At 52.2% G+C, this 19,842-nt stretch carries 17 protein-coding genes; 8 read left to right on the forward strand and 9 right to left on the reverse strand.

The genetic code is table 11. The features are described 5' to 3' along the window. Positions 1 to 2: 2 nt before the first annotated feature. Complete coding sequence (locus PGR79_RS17900) at positions 3 to 752, reverse strand: gluconate 2-dehydrogenase subunit 3 family protein (RefSeq protein ID WP_183269031.1); 750 nt, start codon at positions 750 to 752, stop codon at positions 3 to 5. 510 nt (positions 753 to 1,262) lie between these two features. On the opposite strand from PGR79_RS17900, the gene PGR79_RS17905 reads away from it, so the two are divergent. Continuing rightward, on the forward strand, positions 1,263 to 1,634 hold the full coding sequence (locus tag PGR79_RS17905; protein WP_020079032.1) for a VOC family protein: 372 nt from the start codon (positions 1,263 to 1,265) through the stop codon (positions 1,632 to 1,634). Between the two features lie 7 nt (positions 1,635 to 1,641). Here the strand turns inward: PGR79_RS17905 and PGR79_RS17910 are convergent, their stop codons facing one another. The 3 genes from PGR79_RS17910 to PGR79_RS17920 form a co-directional block, all read right to left on the reverse strand. Next, positions 1,642 to 2,712 carry an ABC transporter ATP-binding protein gene (locus PGR79_RS17910; protein WP_430922194.1) on the reverse strand — a complete coding sequence of 357 codons (1,071 nt, stop codon included), beginning with the start codon at positions 2,710 to 2,712 and terminating at the stop codon, positions 1,642 to 1,644. Then, a complete protein-coding gene (locus tag PGR79_RS17915; RefSeq protein ID WP_087857872.1) occupies positions 2,705 to 4,474 on the reverse strand; it encodes an ABC transporter permease in 1,770 nt (589 codons plus the stop codon). The genes PGR79_RS17910 and PGR79_RS17915 overlap by 8 nt, the downstream gene beginning before the upstream one ends. Positions 4,475 to 4,599: 125 nt before the next feature. After that, complete coding sequence (locus PGR79_RS17920; protein ID WP_047066592.1) at positions 4,600 to 5,688, reverse strand: ABC transporter substrate-binding protein; 1,089 nt, start codon at positions 5,686 to 5,688, stop codon at positions 4,600 to 4,602. A gap of 484 nt (positions 5,689 to 6,172) precedes the next feature. On the opposite strand from PGR79_RS17920, the gene PGR79_RS17925 reads away from it, so the two are divergent. Continuing rightward, positions 6,173 to 7,264 (forward strand): malate/lactate/ureidoglycolate dehydrogenase, encoded by a 1,092-nt coding sequence (locus PGR79_RS17925; protein ID WP_430922196.1) that lies wholly within the window; start codon positions 6,173 to 6,175, stop codon positions 7,262 to 7,264. Positions 7,265 to 7,508: 244 nt separating this feature from the next. Beyond that, the gene (fdhF, locus tag PGR79_RS17930) at positions 7,509 to 9,659 is read left to right on the forward strand and encodes a formate dehydrogenase subunit alpha (RefSeq protein ID WP_113375016.1); all 2,151 of its coding nucleotides are present in this window, start codon (positions 7,509 to 7,511) and stop codon (positions 9,657 to 9,659) included. 59 nt (positions 9,660 to 9,718) lie between these two features. Here fdhF and PGR79_RS17935 read toward each other — a convergent pair whose 3' ends face one another. Beyond that, positions 9,719 to 10,729 carry an AraC family transcriptional regulator ligand-binding domain-containing protein gene (locus PGR79_RS17935; RefSeq protein WP_430922198.1) on the reverse strand — a complete coding sequence of 337 codons (1,011 nt, stop codon included), beginning with the start codon at positions 10,727 to 10,729 and terminating at the stop codon, positions 9,719 to 9,721. A 278-nt stretch (positions 10,730 to 11,007) separates the two neighbouring features. Between PGR79_RS17935 and PGR79_RS17940 the strand changes: the two genes are divergently transcribed. Both PGR79_RS17940 and PGR79_RS17945 read left to right on the forward strand, forming a co-directional pair. Beyond that, positions 11,008 to 12,609, forward strand: a complete 1,602-nt coding sequence (locus PGR79_RS17940; protein WP_430922200.1) for an aldehyde dehydrogenase family protein — start codon at positions 11,008 to 11,010, stop codon at positions 12,607 to 12,609. Positions 12,610 to 12,978: 369 nt separating this feature from the next. Beyond that, the gene (locus PGR79_RS17945; RefSeq protein ID WP_430915238.1) at positions 12,979 to 13,422 is read left to right on the forward strand and encodes an acetyltransferase; all 444 of its coding nucleotides are present in this window, start codon (positions 12,979 to 12,981) and stop codon (positions 13,420 to 13,422) included. A 19-nt stretch (positions 13,423 to 13,441) separates the two neighbouring features. Here PGR79_RS17945 and PGR79_RS17950 read toward each other — a convergent pair whose 3' ends face one another. From PGR79_RS17950 to PGR79_RS17960, 3 genes are all read right to left on the reverse strand, one after another. Beyond that, positions 13,442 to 14,026: a helix-turn-helix domain-containing protein gene (locus PGR79_RS17950; protein WP_430922202.1), complete on the reverse strand. Its 585-nt coding sequence runs from the start codon at positions 14,024 to 14,026 to the stop codon at positions 13,442 to 13,444. Between the two features lie 270 nt (positions 14,027 to 14,296). Next, complete coding sequence (locus tag PGR79_RS17955) at positions 14,297 to 14,917, reverse strand: histidine phosphatase family protein (protein WP_071830716.1); 621 nt, start codon at positions 14,915 to 14,917, stop codon at positions 14,297 to 14,299. A gap of 252 nt (positions 14,918 to 15,169) precedes the next feature. Next, positions 15,170 to 15,718: a GNAT family N-acetyltransferase gene (locus PGR79_RS17960; protein ID WP_015705173.1), complete on the reverse strand. Its 549-nt coding sequence runs from the start codon at positions 15,716 to 15,718 to the stop codon at positions 15,170 to 15,172. Positions 15,719 to 16,056: 338 nt separating this feature from the next. Between PGR79_RS17960 and PGR79_RS17965 the strand changes: the two genes are divergently transcribed. From PGR79_RS17965 to PGR79_RS17975, 3 genes are all read left to right on the forward strand, one after another. Further along, positions 16,057 to 16,413 carry an ASCH domain-containing protein gene (locus PGR79_RS17965; protein ID WP_161798772.1) on the forward strand — a complete coding sequence of 119 codons (357 nt, stop codon included), beginning with the start codon at positions 16,057 to 16,059 and terminating at the stop codon, positions 16,411 to 16,413. A gap of 689 nt (positions 16,414 to 17,102) precedes the next feature. After that, the gene (locus PGR79_RS17970) at positions 17,103 to 17,906 is read left to right on the forward strand and encodes a hypothetical protein (RefSeq protein WP_162750195.1); all 804 of its coding nucleotides are present in this window, start codon (positions 17,103 to 17,105) and stop codon (positions 17,904 to 17,906) included. A gap of 11 nt (positions 17,907 to 17,917) precedes the next feature. Further along, the gene (locus PGR79_RS17975; RefSeq protein ID WP_130945907.1) at positions 17,918 to 18,781 is read left to right on the forward strand and encodes a hypothetical protein; all 864 of its coding nucleotides are present in this window, start codon (positions 17,918 to 17,920) and stop codon (positions 18,779 to 18,781) included. A gap of 305 nt (positions 18,782 to 19,086) precedes the next feature. Here PGR79_RS17975 and leuE read toward each other — a convergent pair whose 3' ends face one another. Beyond that, the gene (leuE, locus tag PGR79_RS17980; RefSeq protein ID WP_113374115.1) at positions 19,087 to 19,731 is read right to left on the reverse strand and encodes a leucine efflux protein LeuE; all 645 of its coding nucleotides are present in this window, start codon (positions 19,729 to 19,731) and stop codon (positions 19,087 to 19,089) included. Positions 19,732 to 19,842 lie beyond the last annotated feature (111 nt).

Below are 19,842 nucleotides of genomic sequence, written 5' to 3' on the forward strand. Positions count from 1 at the left end.
GATTACGCCCTCTCCCCATTAATTGATACCGGCGGGAAGGGATAGCGTTCGCCTCGTTCAACCCAGTCCATAAAGTCGGCGCGCGCGCCGGGAAAATTAATCAGCGTCCAGCCGACCATGCCTTTATTACCGCCATGGATAGGGTCGCTGAAGAAGCCTTCGCGGGTGTTTTGCAACAGATAGGAGAAAAACAGCGAGGCCGGCAGCTGTTTGAACTGCGCCTTGCCGGATTCCCACAGACCGAGCGCCTCATCCTGCTGTTCGCCGCTCAGTTCAGCAAAGCTCTTGTGATACTGGTTTTGACACCACTCTTCGGCATCGGCGATACCGAGGTTATAAATCTGCTTTGGTACCAGCGGCAGCTGGTAGCCCATCTCTTTCGGCACGTCGGGGTTAAATGGCCCCTGCATATACCAGATGGAACCGGTGGCATAAGGGGTGTTGAGCTGGCGGTCGATAAACTCCGGCACACCGGCCTCTTTGGCGCCTGGACCGAGTTCATCGGCTGGGATTAAGCGAGCGACGGCGGCGTTGATAAACAGCCACTCACGATCGTTGAAGAATTGCGGCTTCCAGTCGCTGGATGCGGCGTTGCCACCGGCAGAGGGTGCGGAAGCCGCCTGCGCCGTGGCGCTCGTCGCCACGCCAATGGCGCCCACGCTACCGCCGCCGATGACGACCGTTGGAATCAAGGCCATTGATTTTACTAAAAAATCACGCCTCGAATTGTTGGTTTTCTCGCTCGACATAATCACATTCCTGTCAATTAAATTACTGTTTTGACGCTTACAAGCCCAGCAAATCTCGCTCTGGTACCGATACCATTCAGCGATGACGCAACAGACCCTCTGGCTCTGGCCAATAAGACGTACAATAAATCGCCAATAGCGATAAGATTTATAGGGTTATCGTTTGGATATTAGACGATTCTCAACGCAACGCGGGAAAATGGCGCAAATATTCACCGGGTTGTCACGATAAGATCGGGCATTTAATAACCTGAGTGCGGTAAGTCATGCGGAAATTACGCGCCTTTGGTTTTACCAAAGCGCCAATAAAGGGTGATATGTATCACATTTGTTATTTTTTGTTTATGGTACATGGCAGATTAAGCACCTGTAAATACTCGCTTAATGAATAATTAAACAATTCGAGCTGTTAAATTAGTTAATCACCGTTGCTAATTAAATCGATACTGGTTCCCTTATCAATTTAACGACCCGGTGATGTCGTACAGATATTCCCAACCACAAGGAGAATTTATGTTCGATCATGTCAAATTTGGCGTCAGTGATTATGCCGCGAGCAAGGCATTCTTTTTACAGGCGCTGGCGCCGCTCGGCGTGACGCTGGCGGGCGAAGGCGAGCCGGCTTACGGCGCGGAGCTAGCTGGGGCGAACGACGCCTCTTTATGCCTCTATCAAAGCGAAGATAAACCCGCGCCGCTGCATATCGCCTTTTGCGCCGACAGCCGCGAGCAGGTTGATGCCTTCTGGCACGCGGCGCTGGCCGCCGGAGGCAAGGATAACGGCGCGCCGGGATTACGACCTAATTACCACGCCAATTACTACGCCGCCTTTGTCATTGCGCCAGATGGACACAATATCGAAGCGGTGTGTCATCTGGCGCCCTAAGCAAAGTTTATCGCTGCGGGAAAATCCACACATCATCCGCGGGCAGCGTCAGGTGACAATGTTCGGCGTCACGCAGGGCCGTGCCGTAGGCGCGGATAGCAAAGTCATCGCCCTCGGTACGGAACAGATATTCCCACCGATCGCCGAGGTACATGCTGGTCAGCAGCGGAAGTTCCAGGCTGTTGTCCTGCGGCGAGCAGTCAAGGCGCAGCCGTTCGACGCGGATCACCGCCGTCGCCGGCTGACCGACGCTGACCCCCTCGCCCGCGCCCCCCCATAGCGCCCAACTGGCGCCTTCAACCCGCGCTCGCCCATTCTCCAGCGCCGTCACCTTACCGTGCAGGCGGTTATTGCTGCCCATAAACTCGGCGGCGAACAGGGTGGCTGGGTTACCGTACATCTCCTGCGGCGTCCCCTGCTGTTCAATCACGCCGTTGTTAAGCAGCAAAATGCGATCGGAGATCGCCATCGCTTCATTCTGATCGTGGGTGACCATCAGCGCCGACAGGCCCAGCTTGATAATGAGCTCGCGCAGGAATACCCGCGCCTCTTCACGCAGCTTGGCGTCGAGGTTGGATAGCGGCTCATCCAGCAGAATAACCGGCGGGTTATAGACCAGCGCCCGTCCTATCGCCACACGCTGCTGCTGGCCGCCGGAAAGCTGATGCGGGTGCCGGTTGCCCAGATGTCCCAGACCTAACTGATCGAGTACGCTCTGCACCCGCTGTTTAATCTCGCCGCTGGCCACTTTACGCAGTTTCAGCGGATAGGCCACGTTGTCGAATACCGTTTTATGCGGCCACAAGGCGTAGGACTGGAACACCAGCCCGAGATTACGCTCTTCCGCCGGGATTTCGCTACGCGGACTACCGTCATAAACCACGTTATTGCCGATGGTGATCCGCCCGGCGGTCGATTTCTCCAGCCCGGCGACCGCACGTAGCAGCGTGGTTTTCCCGCTACCTGAAGGGCCAAGCAGCGACACCACTTCCCCGCGTTTGAGCTCCATCGACACCCCTTTCAGCACCGGGTTGTCGCCATAGGTCAGATGCAAATTGTCTACCGATAACTCAATCATGTAATTTCACTCCAAAGCGCAGGGCGATACCCAGACCGACTACCACCAGCAGAATATTGATAAACGATAGCGCCGCGACGATATCAATGGCGCCCGCCGCCCACAACGAGACCAGCATCGACCCGATCGTTTCGGTGCCTGGCGACAACAAATACACGCCGGTTGAATACTCGCGTTCAAAGATCAGGAACATCAGCAGCCAGGAACCGATAAGCCCGTAGCGCGCCAGAGGAATGGTGACGTGGCGGGTGATTTGTCCGCGAGAAGCGCCGGTACTGCGCGCGGCCTCCTCCAGCTCCGGCGCCACCTGCAGCAGCGTTGATGAGATAAGGCGCAGGCCGTAGGCCATCCACACCACCGTATAGGCCAACCAGACGCTGAAAATGGTGTTGCGCAGCGCGCGCAGTTGCACGATAAGATGTTCGCGCAGCCAGTCGGCGACCGGCAGCGCCGAGAGCCAGCCATTTTTCAATGACTGATCGAGCCACATTGGCACAAACAGAAACACCCACAGAAACGCCAAACCGGCCAACAGGCCCGGCACCGCACGAGGTACCAGCACGCTGTAGTCGAGAAAGCGCGTGACGTTATCCGGTTTACGGTGCATGGCGATACCGACAAACAGATAGCACACCACCGCCAGCGCGCCGCCGATAATCCCGATCGCCATCGAGTTGACGATCGCCCGCAGCAGATTCGGCTGCTGCCAGATGTTGCGGAAAGTCGCCAGCGACAGCTCATCCCATAGTGAAACGCCAACGCCCCAGTTGGAAATAAAGGCCCGTAGCGCCACACCCAGCAGCGGGACGCCAATGGTCACCGTCAGCCACGCCACCACGACCGCGCCCGCGACCCAACGCCATTTCCCCAGCGGCAAGGCGCGCGACTGCGATGCTTTACCTTTCATGGTCACGAAGCGATTGGCGGTACGCATCAACCGGCGCTGCAACATGACCAGCGGAATGGTAATGCAGATTAACACCACCGCGACCGCCGCCATCAGATGGTAAGAGGGCGTTCCCAGTTTATTGGTCAACTTATAGAGATAGGTCGCCAGCACCATGTTGCCTTCCGGATCGCCGAGCACCAGCATCAGGCCGAAGACCTCCAGGCCGAGGAAGAACAGCAGCACGCAGGCGTAAAGAATGGATGGCCGTACCATCGGCAGGCTCACCGAGGTCATCACCTGCAGCGGCGTGGCGCCGACGGTACGCGCCGCCTCTTCCACATCCGAACCAACGCTACGTAGCGCCGAGGAGATATAAAGATAGGCGTGCGGAACGTGCGTTAAACCGGCTATTACCACGATGCTGAACATCGAGTAGATATTCCAGGGCACAAAACCCAGCCACGCCTGCGCCCACTGCGACAGGAAACCGACCGGCCCGGCGGCCACCACATAACCAAAGCCCAACACCATCGGCGAGACGAAAATCGGCACCAGGATAAGCGGCTCAATAAAGCGCCTGCCGGGTAAATCTGTGCGAACCATTAAAAAGGCCAGAATACCGCCCAGCGGAATCGCGATAATGACCAGACCAAAAGCGAGGATAAATCCAGAGCGTAAGGCCAGGTAAAAATCCGGGTCGGTAAAAATAAAACCGAAGGCTTCGAGGCTCCACTCTTTAGAGCGGGCAAAAAATGGTGCGGAAAGAAAACTTTGCGCCACAATAAATAATAGCGGAACGTAAATTACCAGTGCCGCTATCAATACCACTATGCCACGCGGTAGCCCTTGCCACTTTCTGCGTAAAATGTTCATCTTTAATTCCCCTGGCAAAGTGCAGAGATAAATTATCAAGAAGAGATAATGAGTACTTATTTACTGAATACTGATACGATCATTCCCCCGGATACGTTCCAGGGGAAGTTTCATAGGTAATTACTTTATTTCGCAGCAGCGGCACGCCATTGCTTAATAAATTCCAGACGCTGTTTGGGTTGCAGATATTGCAGCAGGCTTTCATCCACCGGAATCGGCTTCAGCGCATTGCCCAGTAATTTGGTCATCCCGTCGATATCATTTTTACCTTCAATGTCGTTGCGAATTGACGGGATATCGCCCTGAGAGGCAAGAATTGTTTGCCCTTTTTCCGACAGTACGTAGTCGAACCACAGTTTCGCCGCATTTGGGTGTCCTGCTTCCGCAGTAATAAATGAGACGCGGGACAGCACCAGCACGTAGTCTTTCGGATAGGCAATGCCTAATGACGGGTCGGTTTTAGCGCGCGCTTCGGCATAGGATCCCAGAATGTTATAGCCGATCAGGTTTTCACCGGAGGAGACGCGCTCCATCATGGTGCCGGTAGAAGATTGCACCGTCAGGCCGCCTTTGGCGATATTCGCCAGGTCGGCGAAGTAGTTGGCGTCAGCTTTGCTATCCTGCACCGCCAGCATAAAACCAAGCCCCGATTTCTCGATATCGTAGGTGGTGACTTTGCCTTTAAATTTATCAGCCTGCCCGGCGATAAGTTTGGCCAATGCGGTATGTGAATCCGGCACTTCATTTTGTGGGATCAGCCGTTTGTTATAGATAAAGACCACCGGCTCATAGGTTGTGCCGTAGGCTTTTTGCTGCCAGACCGCCCATTTCGGCAGCTTGCCAACTTCCGGCGAGGCATACTCTTGCGCATAATCGGTGGCTAATTTCAGCGCCGTGTCCATGGAAGAGCTCCACACCACGTCGCCGCTCCCGCCGCCGGCGGCTTGTTCACTAATATAACGGTTGTACAGCTCGGTGCTGTTCATATCGTTATATTCAACTTTAATCCCAGGATATTGCGCTTCAAAGCCTTTAATTAACGGCCCTGCCGCTTTGGTGTCCGTTGTGGAATAAACCACGACTTTACCCTCTTTCACCCCGGCATCAACGACTTTTTGATAATCTGCCGGGTAGCCCTGCGGCACCTCCGCCAGCGCGGAGTACGAGAAGACTGTCGTCAGTGAAACCACTAAACCACCGATTTTCTTATACATAAAATCAACCCTTAAGCATCAATAATTAAACACAAATTTAACATATAGTGCTACAACACCCTCTGCAACGCTGCGGGTGGGGTTTTTATGGCTTTTGTGACAATGGTGTAGTTTAAAAAGTAGTGTTTATGGAGTTTATTCAGCGAATAGTGAAAACAGCGAGCGAGGTCACAGATTAATGCTGCAGCGTCATGGAGCGATTAGCGCTATGGTCAAAGCCTTTATTTGCATTTCTTCAGGACCATTCGAATAAAGAAAAACAGGAGCAGTGTCATTACGAGGATGGAGTAATAAATGTACCTTTTACATATTCACCTAATATTACATTCAAAACCATTTTGCCGGGCGGTTTCGTCAAAATGAACCATGCCAATAATCTCCCTATTCAGTGAGAGATATTTATCGCCTTGATCTTCTGCGCCTTGCGGCGCAGCATGGAACGGCAAACGCAACAAAACAACAACATACATCGAGGAGACTATCCGTGCCTACAGGACATCGATTTCGCCCCACGGAGCTACACCACTTCGTCACCACCCTGTTCACGCAGCTGGGCAGTACGCCAACCGAAGCCGCGCTGGTCGCAGACCACCTGATCGCAGCCAACCTTGCCGGACACGATTCCCACGGCGTCGGCATGATCCCGAGTTACGTAAAATCCCATAGCGAAGGGTTTCTGCAACTTAACCGTCACGCCAGCGTGATGAAAGACGCCGGCGCCGTCGTCACCCTCGACGGCAACGCCGGTTTCGGCCAGGTCGTTGCCCATGAAGCCATGCAGTTGGGGATTGAAAAAGCCAAACAGCACGGCCTGGCCGCCGTGGCGCTGCGCAATGCTCACCATATCGGGCGCATCGGTTACTGGGCGGAACAGTGCGCCGCGCAGGGGTTAATATCCATTCATTTCGTCAGCGTCGTCGGCGACCCGATGGTGGCGCCATTTCGCGGCAAAGATAGCCGCTTCGGCACTAACCCGCTCTGCGTGGTCTTCCCGCGTGAAGGCCACCCGCCGCTGCTGCTCGATTACGCCACCAGCGCCATCGCTTTTGGCAAAACCCGCGTCGCATGGCATAAAGGCGAAGCGGTGCCTGCCGGCTCATTGATTGATTCTCGCGGCGAACCGACCACCGATCCGGCGGTGATGCAGACCTCGCCGCTTGGCGCCCTGCTCACCTTTGCCCAACACAAAGGTTATGCCCTGGCGACGCTGTGCGAGGTGCTCGGCGGCGCGGTCTCGGGCGGGCAAACGACCCATCAGGATAGCCTGCAGGGCTGCGTCGACGCTATCTTCAACTGCATGACTACCATTATTCTCAGCCCGGAAGCTTTCGATGCGCCGCAGATGCAGCGCGAAACCGAGGCCTTTATCGACTGGTGTAAACAGTCGCCGCACGATGTCGATACGCCTATTTTGGCGCCGGGTGAGTGGGAAGCGGCCAATCGTCAGCAGCGGCTGGCAAACGGTATTCCGCTCGATGCCAGTAGCTGGCAGGCGATCTGCGCCGCCGCGCGGCAGGCCGGGATGTCGCAGGAGATGTTGAACCAATTGCAGCAGAACATGGAAGTCAACGCTTAACCTCAGCCCCCGCGGGGCGATCGTCAGCCACGGCGTCCCGCGTCATCGTCACTTGTGACGACGTCAGTGATTTTCCCGCGTCTTCATCACCTTCACCCCGCGTCATCAGCGCTATCTTCACTTTGGCACGCATTATGCAATCGAAGTGCATCGCACGACGTTCAACGTCGCGCGTTTGCTGACGGTAGCCTGCCGGGCCCGGCGCGCTATCGCCCTATCTTCACTGTTAACAGGTCTGTTACTGATGAATAAAATTACCAGCGTGTGCCCCTATTGCGGGGCGGGTTGTAAACTCAAATTGGTTGTCGAAAATGATAAAATCATTCGCGCCGAGGCCGCCGACGGTGTCACCAATCAAAACCAGCTATGCCTGAAAGGCTACTACGGCTGGGATTTCCTCAACGACACGCAGCTTCTCACGCCTCGCCTCAAGCAGCCGATGATTCGTTATCAGAAAGGCGGCCCGTTCACCCCGGTCAGTTGGGAAGAAGCGATTCGCTACACCGCCGCTAAGCTCCGCGAGATCAAGGCCAAATATGGCCCACGCGCCATCATGACCACCGGATCGTCCCGCGGCACCGGTAATGAAACCAATTACGTGATGCAGAAATTCGCCCGTGCGGTACTCAATACCAATAACGTCGACTGCTGCGCCCGCGTTTGCCACGGGCCGTCGGTCGCCGGGCTGCAGGCTTCGCTCGGCAATGGCGCGATGAGCAACTCGATAAGCGATATTGAGAACTCAAAATGTCTGCTGGTCTTTGGCTATAACTGCGCCGATTCTCACCCTATCGTAGCGAGACGGGTACTGAGAGCCCGCGACAACGGCGCGAAAATCATCGTCTGCGATCCGCGGCGCATTGAAACCGCCCGCATCGCCGACCAGCATCTGCAGCTCAACAACGGCAGCAATATGGCGCTGGTCAACGCCTTCGCCTATGTCCTGCTGGAAGAAGATCTCTACAATCACGATTACGTTGAGCGTTATACCGAAGGGCTGGAGGCCTATCGTGAGGCGGTGAAAGACTACTCTCCCGAAGCCGTGGAAGCGCTGGTCGGCGTCCCGGCGCTGGCCATTCGCCGGGCGATGCGCACCTTCGCCGCCGCCCCTTCCGCCACCATTATGTGGGGAATGGGCGTGACCCAGTTCGGCCAGGCGGTTGATGTCGTCCGCGGTCTCGCCAGCCTCGCGCTGCTGACCGGCAACCTCGGACGGGCCAACGTCGGCGTCGGCCCGGTGCGCGGACAGAATAACGTCCAGGGCGCCTGCGACATGGGGGTGCTACCCAACCAGTTCCCGGGCTATCAGGACGTCACCGACGCCGCGGTGCGCGCCAAATTCGCCAATGCCTGGGGCATCGATCCGGCGCTGATGGATACGCAAATCGGCACCCGTATCACTGAAGTCCCGCATAAAGCGCTGGCGGGAGAAATCAAAGCCTACTACATCATGGGCGAGGATCCGCTGCAAACCGAGGCCGATCTGGGTCTGGTACGCAAAGGGATGGAGGCGCTGGATTTCGTGGTGGTGCAGGATATCTTTATGACTAAAACGGCGGAAGTGGCTGACGTTCTGCTGCCGGCGACATCCTGGGGCGAGCACGGCGGCGTCTTTACCTGCGCCGACCGCGGCTTCCAGCGTTTTGAACAGGCTATTCCGCCCACAGGTAACGTGAAACGCGATTGGGAAATTATCAGCCTACTGGCCAGCGAGATGGGCTATCCAATGCATTACACCAGTAACCAGCAAATCTGGGATGAAATGCGCGAACTCTGCCCGCTGTTCTACGGCGTAACCTGGGAGAAAATGGGCGATATGGGCCACGTGCAGTGGCCGTGCCCGACGCTCGATCACCCCGGCACGCCGTGGTTGTATCAGGATAATCACTTTGATACCCCATCGGGCAAAGGGCAACTGTTCGCCGCGCCATGGCGCGCGCCGGCGGAAACGCCGGACGATGATTTCCCGCTGGTGCTCTGCACGGTGCGCGAAGTCGGCCATTACTCCTGCCGTTCAATGACCGGCAACTGCGCGGCGCTGCAGTCGCTGGCGGACGAACCGGGCCGGATCCAAATGCACCCTGCTGATGCCGAGCGGGCGGGTATCGCCGATCGTCAGCTGGTATGGGTGAGTTCGCGGCGCGGCAAAGTGATGACTCGCGCCGATCTCAGCGAGCGGATCAACCCCGGCGCGGTGTACATGACCTATCAGTGGTGGGTCGGCGCCTGTAATGAGCTTACCCAGGATAATCTGGATCCTATCTCGAAAACGCCGGAAACCAAGTACTGCGCGGTGAAGGTAGAGGCTATTGCCGACCAGGACTGGGCGGAACGGTACGCCTGGACGACCTATAGCCTGATGAAGGCGCGGTTAAAGGCGGCGGCAAACGCCTGAGGGTAAATTCAGGGAGAAGCTTAGCTTCTCCCTGGAATCTGACGTTGTCTGGATTGACATCAAAATAGGCCTTCTTTGGCATGACGCACGCTGTCAGGTGTTTTCCCAGTCCACCCCTGGAATGCTCGATAAAAGGAATTGGGATCTTCGAATCCCAGGAGGAAAGCGATCTCTGCGCCGGACATCGTGGTATTTGCCAGGTAGTGTCGGGCAAGGCTCTCCCGCACCATATTGACCAGGGCGCGAAAGTTTTCCCCCTCTTCCTCGAGACGACGTTGAAGCGTACGCTTGCTCAAGCCCAGTCGCTCCGCGGCCTTCTCAATGGTAGCCGCGTTACCAGGCAACAGCTCCAGTAAGACAGCACGCACGCGTTCCGCCGTTGACGCCGTCGAATCGAGTTCACTGAGCCGACGGCGAAGATCGGGTTCGAACGCGTGAAACATGCTTTCGTTGACCGTCAGGAATGGACGCAAAGCATCCACAGCGGCGAAAGCGATTGCTGGATACTCTCCTTTTTGCACAGGTACGCCGAAGAAATTCTCGTAACGCCGGAGATAATGACTGGATGGAAGTCGCGGCAGGATAACGCGATACGCCTTAATGTGCTCACGGGTAGCCAGTCTGGCTAGTCGCACAAAAAACGCAATCTCGGCCACTTGCAGCGAGTAAGGTACCTCGGTTTGTATCGACAACCAGCGAGGCGTCACGACCAGTTCGCCTGCGTCACCCGTATTGACTTCCAGGCTCATGGGCGCCACAAGTTGCTTGTATTTGGCGAGGCGCTGCATAGCCTGTACCAGATTCGCGCTGCACAGGGCAGCGAATAGTGGTGGGTTGAAAGAATCAGCCGAGAGAGTCTCGACAATGCGTAAGGGAAACATGGCATCACTTGCCTCAGCCTCTAAAGCGCGCCAGAAACAAAAATAGTCTTCGCCAGAAAGCCCCTGTCTTGTACGGGAGAGTAAATCGTCTGGAAGGCCGGCCCGACGCAATACATGGCCAGGCTGAACACCTAAGTCCTTCAGTATTGCCAGCCAGCCAATATCCATGGGAAAAGTTTTGTTTTGCACCTTCAGAACTCCGTCACTATTGCTCATTCAACCGACGCTCAGAGTATAGAGCAGTCGTGCGCTTAACCCCCTTCAAACCGCGCCACAATGACTGCACGTTGCGCCAACCTGTAACATTCGCGACTCACTCCCTGTGCTGGCATCTCTCGCATTAAAATTGGCGCGGATTGCCAGAGCGTTGTCGCGGCTTGCTTCCTATAGTGAGATGTAAACATCGCACCAGCCTGGACACGTTCCACCTGTCCTGGCGGTCCAATCTGAGCAATAGAGAAATTCCAATGAATGCTACCGAAGCTATCGACCAACTGGATCCCCAAAAATGGACCACAACATCTCCTGCAGAACGTTTGCGCCTGCTGGAGGAAGTCCGTGCAAACCTGAAGAAGTACGGTGATGACCTCGCCTTCGCCGACAGCAAGATGAAGAATGGCATCCTCGGTGCGCCTCTTTTTTCATACCCAATGTCCAAGGTTGCTACCGTCGTTCCTATGGCGAGTACCGTCTCGGCAGCCATCATCCTTTATGAATCCATTCTCGACGGCAAGATGCCACAGCCGCTGAGCGTGGAAAAAGTGAGTGAGGATCTCTACGACATTTATGTCTTTCCGCAGGAGCGGAAGGACAAGTTGATGTACGCGGATCAGAAGAGTCGCATCCGTGTGAAAGGCGCACCGAAACAAATCAATCCGATGGAAAAGCCCGCGGGTATTATTGCCGTGCTGGGTGCCGGTAACTACAGCTCAGCGCTCGAGGTGTTGAAGGCGATCTTCTTCGAGAACTGTGCGGTCGTACACAAACCGCATCACCTGAACGAAGAAACCGACAGGATTTGGGCGAAGATCATGCAGCCGCTGATTGATCGGCGCGTTCTGAGCTTCTGCGATGCCGATCGGGGACAAGACCTGACAGTAGACCCCCGCCTCTCCCGGATTTACTTTACAGGTGGAACCGCAACGGCCGAGGCTATTATGTCAGCCACAGAGACGCCGCTTATCTCCGAATGCGGCGGCAATAACCCATGCATCATCGTGCCGGGCGACCGGCCATGGACAAAGAAGGAAATTGAGCATCAGGCAGTGCAGATAGCCACCATGGCAAAGTTCAATGGTGGCGCGAACTGCGGTCGTCCCCAGACTCTGGTTACAAGCAAGCACTGGCCGCAGCGCATGGAATTCCTCGACGCGCTGCGGGTCGCTATCTCGGAGACTACTCCGGCCATGGGTATGTACTACCCCGGTGCCGACAAGGTCGTGGATGGTTTTCGCCAGGCCTATCCCGATGCGGAAGTACTGAGCCCCGAGGGCGGCAAGTATCCGCATTCCGATGTCATATTACTAACAGGCGTTGAGCCCTGTGGCTACGCCACTTCGCATGAAGCGTTCAGCCTGGTGCTCGCTGAGGTGCCGCTTGACCTGCCAGCCAATGCCGCGCACTTTCTCCCCGGCGCCGTCAAGTTCGCCAACACCCAGCTCCTGGGCACGCTCGCCAGCGCGATACTTATCGATGAGGACACCAGAAAGGCCCATCAGAAATTACTCGAGCAGGCGGTGTCTGACCTGGAATATGGTGCGGTCGCCATCAACAGCATGCCGTCCTTCATTTTTCTCAACCCCTATCTTACCTGGGGTGGAAATGAGGCAGGCAAGACGTTCGTTTCTGGTCGCGGCAACTTTGGCAACCTACTCAATTACGAGAACGTTGAGAAATCGATCATGGAGGCAAAGTTTATGTCACCAGGGCACATGCTCTACACCAACAAGCGAGCGTTCGACAATATGGCTGGAAACATGGCGAATTTCGCAGTCGAGCCTACCTGGATGAACCTGACCTGTCTGATGGGGGACGCCATCCGCGATAGCTTCCGTAAAAAAGATTTCTGAGTCAGTACAACACATCGGCCTGAAAGGCCTTATCTAACTGCCCCTTACTCGACTAAGTTGTAGCGAGTCTGCTTCATAGCCGGGGCAGTGAATGTGACCTTGAGGACATGCATAGGGTGAGCTCCACAACAATAAATCGGAACTCATCGCGGCTTTCCACAATAAATCGTGGTGCTCGAACGGCTTGTACGCCAGTTCGAGCGCTATCAGGCCAGAGCCGGTCGTGGCATTCTGCACCTGAAAGTGAGTCTAGCAATGATAGACATAGCGACATCATCACTATTGTGAATTTAATTACACCATAGTAAATTACGTGGATTCATTTTGTAGGTTATTACCCAAAAACATGTCCATTTTAAGGAAAAAAAGATGATAAAAATCAGAATGTCACGACCTTCTGAAGCGGAAGACATCATCCAAATTTGGAAAAGTTCTGTAGATGCTACGCACGATTTTCTGACAGCCCATGACCGGCAAGAGATCGAAAAAGAGGTGGTCGGCTTTTTTTCAGAAACCCCTGTATGGGTAGCGACAAATGATGAAGACCTTCCGCTCGGATTTATGTTTTTACATGATGGCCATCTGGAGGCGCTGTTCGTAGATGCCTCTGCTCGCGGGCTTGGCGTCGGAAAACAGTTGATATCCCATGCCCTTGCTCTTCATCCTGATTTAAGCGTCGACGTCAATGAACAAAACCAACAGGCCGTCGGGTTTTATCAACATATGGGCTTTCAGGTTTCAGGGCGCTCCGGGCAGGATAGTCAGGGAAGACCTTATCCCCTGCTGCACCTTAGTAAAAGGAATGGCGTCTAACCGTTTGCCAGGGAAAATATCATCTGTTTTTTTGGCTAAACGCAACGATGTATGTACAGCTCTGTTCGCTATCCGGGTTAGTCATTTGGCACTCGCCTGCAAAGGTAAGAGCAAGACAGTCACCCGCTTGCAAATGATGAGTCTGATGATTGACCCTAAAATCAAGGTTGCCGCTCAGCATCCAAAGTGTTTGCCCGCAAAGATGCTCAATAGCCGAGGCGGGGATCGTCAGTTGACCCATTGCAGGGATTTCAACTTTTATCAGTTCCGGACTGGCGCCCGCCGGGGACAATGTCCAACGGATAATGCCTGATTGTTCATCAGTCCAATGCTGCTGCTGGTGAGCGAAACGAACCAGCGAAGTCTGATGTTCCTCAAGCTCGGCGAAAAGTTTTGATAGCGTAATATTCATGGCGTTCGCTAAACGACTAAGGATAGTCGCGCTGGGACTGGAGACGCCTCGTTCAATCTTACTAATCATCGCCTGGCTCACGCCTGAGCGTTGAGCAAGTTCCGTTACCGTCCAGTTACGAGCTTTCCTGTGCTTTAGTAATAACTGTGCAATGTCGCTATCTACTATCTGATTTTTATCTTTTTTATCCATTTCACCCTCACTTTCGCCCGCCTGATTATGCCATTAGCTAAATTAGGCTGGAATCATTGATTGTGTCAGTGTGAAAAAGTCAGGTTTCAATAGCTGGACAATCATTTTAAGTACCTACGTCATCAGAAGAGCATGAGTTTGCGATGCGCACTCCCGGCACAACGCGGGTAAGTTAATGAGCTGGAGGTCCGCTATGAGCGAGGAGCGGACATTGTGCTTAAATAATGATGACTCTGGCAGGATGGGTTTTCAATGTCTGGAAGGTAGCCACTAATTCAGGTGACGTAAATGTGTAGCAATCCCCCACTTTAGGCCAATACATTTTCCATTAATCAGGTCGATAACAGAATAACTTGCATTGGGATGAGCATAGCGAGGGAAACTATTGACAGTCCCTTCTTTAAGAATTGCCAGAGTGCCCTGACTGACATGCCCGTGAGACACAATACATATTGTTTGTTGATGTGATGAGGTATCTTCCAGGTTTTGTAAAAAACGCATAACTCGCTGAGAAGCATGCGCCAGTGACTCCCCCCCTGGTGGACAATACTCTGCATCAAGCCTGAATAACGCATTTGCATAGTTTGGATGTTTTTGTCTGAGTAGTTCTAACGGCATACCTTCAAACTGACCAAAGGCCTGCTCTTTAAGGGCCGGTTCAGCCGTCAGTGAACAGTGAAAGTGTTCAGCCAGGCTTTGCCCCATTTGCCAGGCACGCCCAAGCGGAGAAGCGTAAACACGCTCTATTTGATACTCACTTGCACTAAACGCTGCTAGTAGGACGGATGTTTCACGCAAGCCCCGACAGGTCAAGGAGCTATCGCTGTGCCCCTGAATAATTCCTTCCAAATTCCACTCTGTTTCTGCGTGTCGAACAAGTATCAATTTCATCGTTAGCGGGCCATGCTCGTTGTTGATCAAAATGTCCCAACTGCGCGATGTCAAACACACACCGTTGAAGCAGCGGAAGGCTTTCCTGTTTTGGAAATAATGAACAAGTGTGGCTTATTGCCGTTATGCAGCGGCTCTGGGTGTGGGGCGCTGAATTTTATCCGTAGTTAACTTCCGCTTTTGGCACGGAGCGGACGTGTTAACGAAGCTGAAGGTCCGCTGGGAGCGCTTAGCGGACATGCCATCAGCTTATCAGCCACCTTTACGAGCATTCCATTCGTCACGTGTGATTTCCCATAGCTCGGAATCCAGCAGACCGCTGACATATGCTTTCTTTTCAGTCCTAATGAGCCGCATGCCACTGCTTTGTGAGATACGTTTGGAGCGGTTATTGAGAGCCGCTTTCGGCGCACGCAATATAGTCTTATTTAAGGAATTGAACCAATAATCTGTAGCTGCGTTACAGGCCTCACGCATAAAACCTTTGCCCTGATGCTCCGGTGCTAACCAAAATCCTCGGTTGTTATCCTCAACATCATAAAGACAGATTAAACCTACCATGTTGTCAGGTGTTTCACGATGCCTAATAGTCCAGATCCAAGCGATTCCATTTGCTATATCAGGCAAGGCAACGTTATTGACATAATTCTCGGCGCCATTATCCGGATAGGGCCACGGTACTGATGAGACCATGTACCGAACAATCTCCCAGCGAGGATAAAGTATCTGAATTTGTGAGGCATCTTCTGAGGATAATGGTTTTAACAGTAAGCGTTCTGTATAGAGTATAGGTATTGGCATCAGCACTTTTCCTTCCTGAACTTAGTGTCTATTACTGTTTAAGCCATTAAATAGCTATCTCAATGTATCTTGATGTACAGAAAATATCTATACAATAGGAGGCGCGGTTAACAAGCAGTCAGGGGCAGTTTTTGGCACTGCGCGGATGAACCAACTGAGTTTAAGCTCCAGTCTGAGCGAAGAGCAAACCACACTATCTGAGGTAACGTATTACTGTTAATGGTGACCCCATTAACGCTAATACTATTATTACTTTTTTCATCAACGGTTAGGCAGATGCATTAATGGTTAAGCTTAGGGAAATAGAAATGAAATATCCAGGCGCAGGGGCCTGGCAAATGGGAGACAGTCCAGAACTGGCAAGCGAGCTTGCTAACCTTATTAAAAAAGGAATCAAAACGGCCTCTTGTGGATCTTTTGCCTCTTACCAACAGGAAGAATCTGCTCCGAGGATTGGCAGCTATAACATAATTCTTGATGGACAGAATGTCCCGGTATGCGTGATCCGGCTGGTTTCGCTACAATTGGTGCGTTTTTGCGATATTAATGAGGAGTTCGCTCGCAAAGAGGGTGAAGGCGATTTAAGTCTTGAATACTGGAAGAAAGAGCATCAGCGATTTTTCATCCGTGAAGGTCATTTTTCTGAGGATATGGAGTTGATCGCAGAAGAATTCGAAGTGGTTGAGGTGCTGTAATCGGAGAGAAAATTGCTGATGTTTATCTATCACCCTTTTCATAAACGTCCGCTCCTGGCACGAAGCGGACGTGTTAACGAAGCTGAAGGTCCGCTGGGAGCGAGGAGCAGACGTTGACAGTGACCATAAATCACAGCAGCCAAAAATGACGGTTAGTTAAGCAGTGGGGATTCCTTTCGCCATTCAGCCGGTTGCTATAAACTGATCTGGTCAGCTGTATAAGGACTATGCAATCTCACGGTCATTTAACTAAGGTAACTCAGAATGCCAATTTCTATTAAAACGACGAAAAATACCCGCACAGGCATCAGGGGGGTACAACGATATGGAGCAATGTATCGCTGGCGTGTTGATGCTACTCGATTTAGAAGTCTTACAGGACAAGACCCAACACCGCCATTCATTGCCTGTCTTAATAAGAGTAAATCCGGGTGTGTAGACTCTGTTCGTTTTCATACGATTGAGGATGCTGGTGATGACCTTTGCCGGTTCTTAAAAGCTATGACTGGGGTCTCATTCGAGTATCAATGACCTTTGCATCGACCCGTTGAACTCACAGTGGAGGAGCAGACATTGCTAACAGCGTATGTGAAACACGGAGGAGCAGATTAATAGAACATAGGGGGTAAAATCTGTACTAAAATCACTCTAAATCAAGCAGTGGTGTTTTATCCGTATGAGGATAAATGATGAGAACAATCGTTGCTTTTGTATGCCTGACATCTGTTTCCTGCACCTCGCCTTACCCTAATGCTATTCCTGAGATGAATTACGTCAGTTCATTAGATTGCAGTAATAAAAAAACGGCTTCTCAATGCATAAACACAGCTAAAAATGATTATGAAAAAATGGCTACTGAAGTTAAAAGATATGAAATGCAATTACGAGAAAAAGAACAGCAACTAGCCACGCAAAAATATCTTCTAAGTGATACCAGTGCCGCTGGTGCTGTGACATCAGTGATTGCGGCTGCGAGTGGAGCACTGACCACGGCACTTTATGCCGGTGGAACTTCTGTGGTAGGTGGTGCCGCAAGCCAGCGATATAATTATGATATTCAACTTCTGAATTATCGCTCTACCCGGAAAAAATTAAACTGTATATATCGCTCCATGATGGATATAACATCCGACCAAATGGATATTGCAATAAGTACCGACCCCAATCCTTCAGTAAGTGGGCTGATACAACCATATTTAAACAGTGTAATGTCTGATCTGGAGTTTGAACTCCAGTCGGAGCAGGCCGCCGTCAGTCTGGTTGCACCCGATGTCACAGAGATTGCTGAGACCTTAAATCAGCAAAAGGCGGCGCAGAGTAGCTTAATGTCTTTTTCGGCCGCCGATAAAAATTCAGCAATAGCTCTCGCTGAGCTTATCCGTACCAACATAAAAATGTGTAAAGCAACGCCTGCCACTGCGCCGGTAGTTGCATATCAGGTAACCAAACCGGCAGGCGGAAATAGTGCTCAAAGTAAAGGTGATGGAAAATGAGGAATATCAATATGATAAATAGTATCCAGAACTTTAAAATTGCAAGGCTTACTTGGCGCACATTTCTGTCGCTGGGAGGGGGAGCGCTCGTCAGTTCCTGTATGCAACCTGCACAAATTATCAATCAGGAATATCGCATACTGACACCTGATTTTCAGGACACTTTTGATATCCCGCCTCCCCCCGACAGTTCGACCGGGAGAAAAATAAAGCTATGGTCGACTAACTTTTATACCACGCAACCCGTCGAGGATAAAAACGGCGTCCCATTCCGGGATAAAGATGGTATCCCGATATCGGATAATGTCAGTAAGCGTAGCTGGTGCCTGGGTGCTCAGGAAGGTTCTGTCAAAACAACATTTCATGGAGAGGAAATCAGGCTCACGCATGCTGGAGTATTTAAGAAAAAACCTCCTTATTATATCGACTGTGATGTGGAATATGAAACCCATACTCATGATCTGTCTGCGTATGGGTTAAGTTATCATGTAAAAACCAACGCACCGTTTGGCTTAGGAATTAACAATTACTTTTTGGTTCCGTACCGGACTATGGCTGTAAAGGTTAATGATAATTCAGGTTTAAAATTAAAGGCAGGAGACGTACTTTATATTAATGATGTGACTAACAACATGATCACAGATCCCTACACTGGCAGGAAATTCAAGCATGACGGATATTTCTTTGTCGGAGATGTTGGTGGAAAAGTTAAAGATATCCATGCTGACACCTTTTGTGGTTTCCAAAAAAATTGCCTTCCTCCGTTTACAAGCAGTGATGACGATCATCATTATATGTTTACAGCCGTGGTTATCACTGACCCCGCAATCAAAGAAAAACTGCTACGAATGCACTTAAAATCCAGCTACAGGTAGTTGCGGGTATAACATGCACTGCAATCTGTGCTTTTAGGCGTAGTCAAAAGTTTCCGGCTATTGCAGAAGGCGCCGCCAGGCTCTGCCTGGTGGCGGCGACCGTGGCTAGCTATCGTTGCGATAAGCCGGTCGGGGAATTCTGTGAACTGCACCCCGTAGATCCAAAAAAATGTAGTTAGCTACTTCCGCTTTTGGCACTAAGCGGACCGCCTGAAGCATTGCGAGGTTTGCTGTGAGCGAACAGCGGTCGTCCCATCCGGCGTAAGAACGTAAAAAAACCGCGGTGAGGCGGTTTAGCTGTCTAGTTAGGAAGTTGCGCTTGCGAGTCGTGCGGCAAATCCGATGAAGAACATACCCACCAGCGCGTTTCCAATGGTTGATAATCTACGGTTGCCTTTCAAACGGCTTAGCAGATAAGAGCCGCAGAAAACAAGGAAACCGAAATAGACGAGAGTAATCGCGAACATCACCGCAGCAAGAATGATAAACGCCATCCAGGAATGTTTAGCCTGAACATTGATGAACTGGGCGAAGAAAGAGATATAGAACAGCAGTGTCTTTGGATTCAGTAGCGTAACCAGCATTCCACGCCCGATGATCCCCTTAGCATCAGCTGAAGATTTCTTTTCCTCATTCGTTTCGACAGTGGGCTTAAAGATAGCGCGTATCGTCTGGACACCGAGATAGAAAAGATAGGCAGCACCTGCGTATTTGATGGCGTTAAATAAGGCTGGAGTTGAGCTTATGACTGCAGCCAGCCCACACCATGCCAGCAGAACCAGAAGTACGTCACTCATCAGAATGGAAAATATTGCAGCAAAGCCTCGTTTGACGCCGCTCGTAATGCTTGTTTTGATCACGAACATGGTCTCAGGGCCAGGAGCAAGCACTATCAGTGTCGCACCAAGCAGATACGTCCAGAAATTCACGATACCAAAATCAGCAAACATTTTTACTCCAGTTCTCTCGTTTTTATCGAGGCTATTCTAACGTAACCAGCGTTAATGAAAACATAACGGCTGCTTTCTACTCAGCCAATTTCCACTTTTGGCATAGCGCTG

The sequence above is a fragment of the Klebsiella sp. 141161 genome (assembly GCF_050600815.1).
GTDB lineage: Bacteria > Pseudomonadota > Gammaproteobacteria > Enterobacterales > Enterobacteriaceae > Klebsiella > Klebsiella aerogenes.

Bases quoted from the DNA above. Each gene is read 5' to 3' on its own strand.
- PGR79_RS17945 (WP_430915238.1), top strand. From the start codon at position 12,979: ATGATAAAAATCAGAATGTCACGACCTTCTGAAGCGGAAGACATCATC.
- PGR79_RS17950 (WP_430922202.1), bottom strand. From the start codon at position 14,026: ATGGATAAAAAAGATAAAAATCAGATAGTAGATAGCGACATTGCACAG.
- PGR79_RS17915 (WP_087857872.1), bottom strand. From the start codon at position 4,474: ATGAACATTTTACGCAGAAAGTGGCAAGGGCTACCGCGTGGCATAGTG.
- PGR79_RS17940 (WP_430922200.1), top strand. From the start codon at position 11,008: ATGAATGCTACCGAAGCTATCGACCAACTGGATCCCCAAAAATGGACC.
- PGR79_RS17970 (WP_162750195.1), top strand. From the start codon at position 17,103: ATGAGAACAATCGTTGCTTTTGTATGCCTGACATCTGTTTCCTGCACC.
- fdhF (WP_113375016.1), top strand. From the start codon at position 7,509: ATGAATAAAATTACCAGCGTGTGCCCCTATTGCGGGGCGGGTTGTAAA.
- PGR79_RS17960 (WP_015705173.1), bottom strand. From the start codon at position 15,718: ATGCCAATACCTATACTCTATACAGAACGCTTACTGTTAAAACCATTA.
- PGR79_RS17965 (WP_161798772.1), top strand. From the start codon at position 16,057: ATGGGAGACAGTCCAGAACTGGCAAGCGAGCTTGCTAACCTTATTAAA.
- PGR79_RS17905 (WP_020079032.1), top strand. From the start codon at position 1,263: ATGTTCGATCATGTCAAATTTGGCGTCAGTGATTATGCCGCGAGCAAG.
- leuE (WP_113374115.1), bottom strand. From the start codon at position 19,731: ATGTTTGCTGATTTTGGTATCGTGAATTTCTGGACGTATCTGCTTGGT.
- PGR79_RS17920 (WP_047066592.1), bottom strand. From the start codon at position 5,688: ATGTATAAGAAAATCGGTGGTTTAGTGGTTTCACTGACGACAGTCTTC.
- PGR79_RS17910 (WP_430922194.1), bottom strand. From the start codon at position 2,712: ATGATTGAGTTATCGGTAGACAATTTGCATCTGACCTATGGCGACAAC.
- PGR79_RS17955 (WP_071830716.1), bottom strand. From the start codon at position 14,917: ATGAAATTGATACTTGTTCGACACGCAGAAACAGAGTGGAATTTGGAA.
- PGR79_RS17975 (WP_130945907.1), top strand. From the start codon at position 17,918: ATGATAAATAGTATCCAGAACTTTAAAATTGCAAGGCTTACTTGGCGC.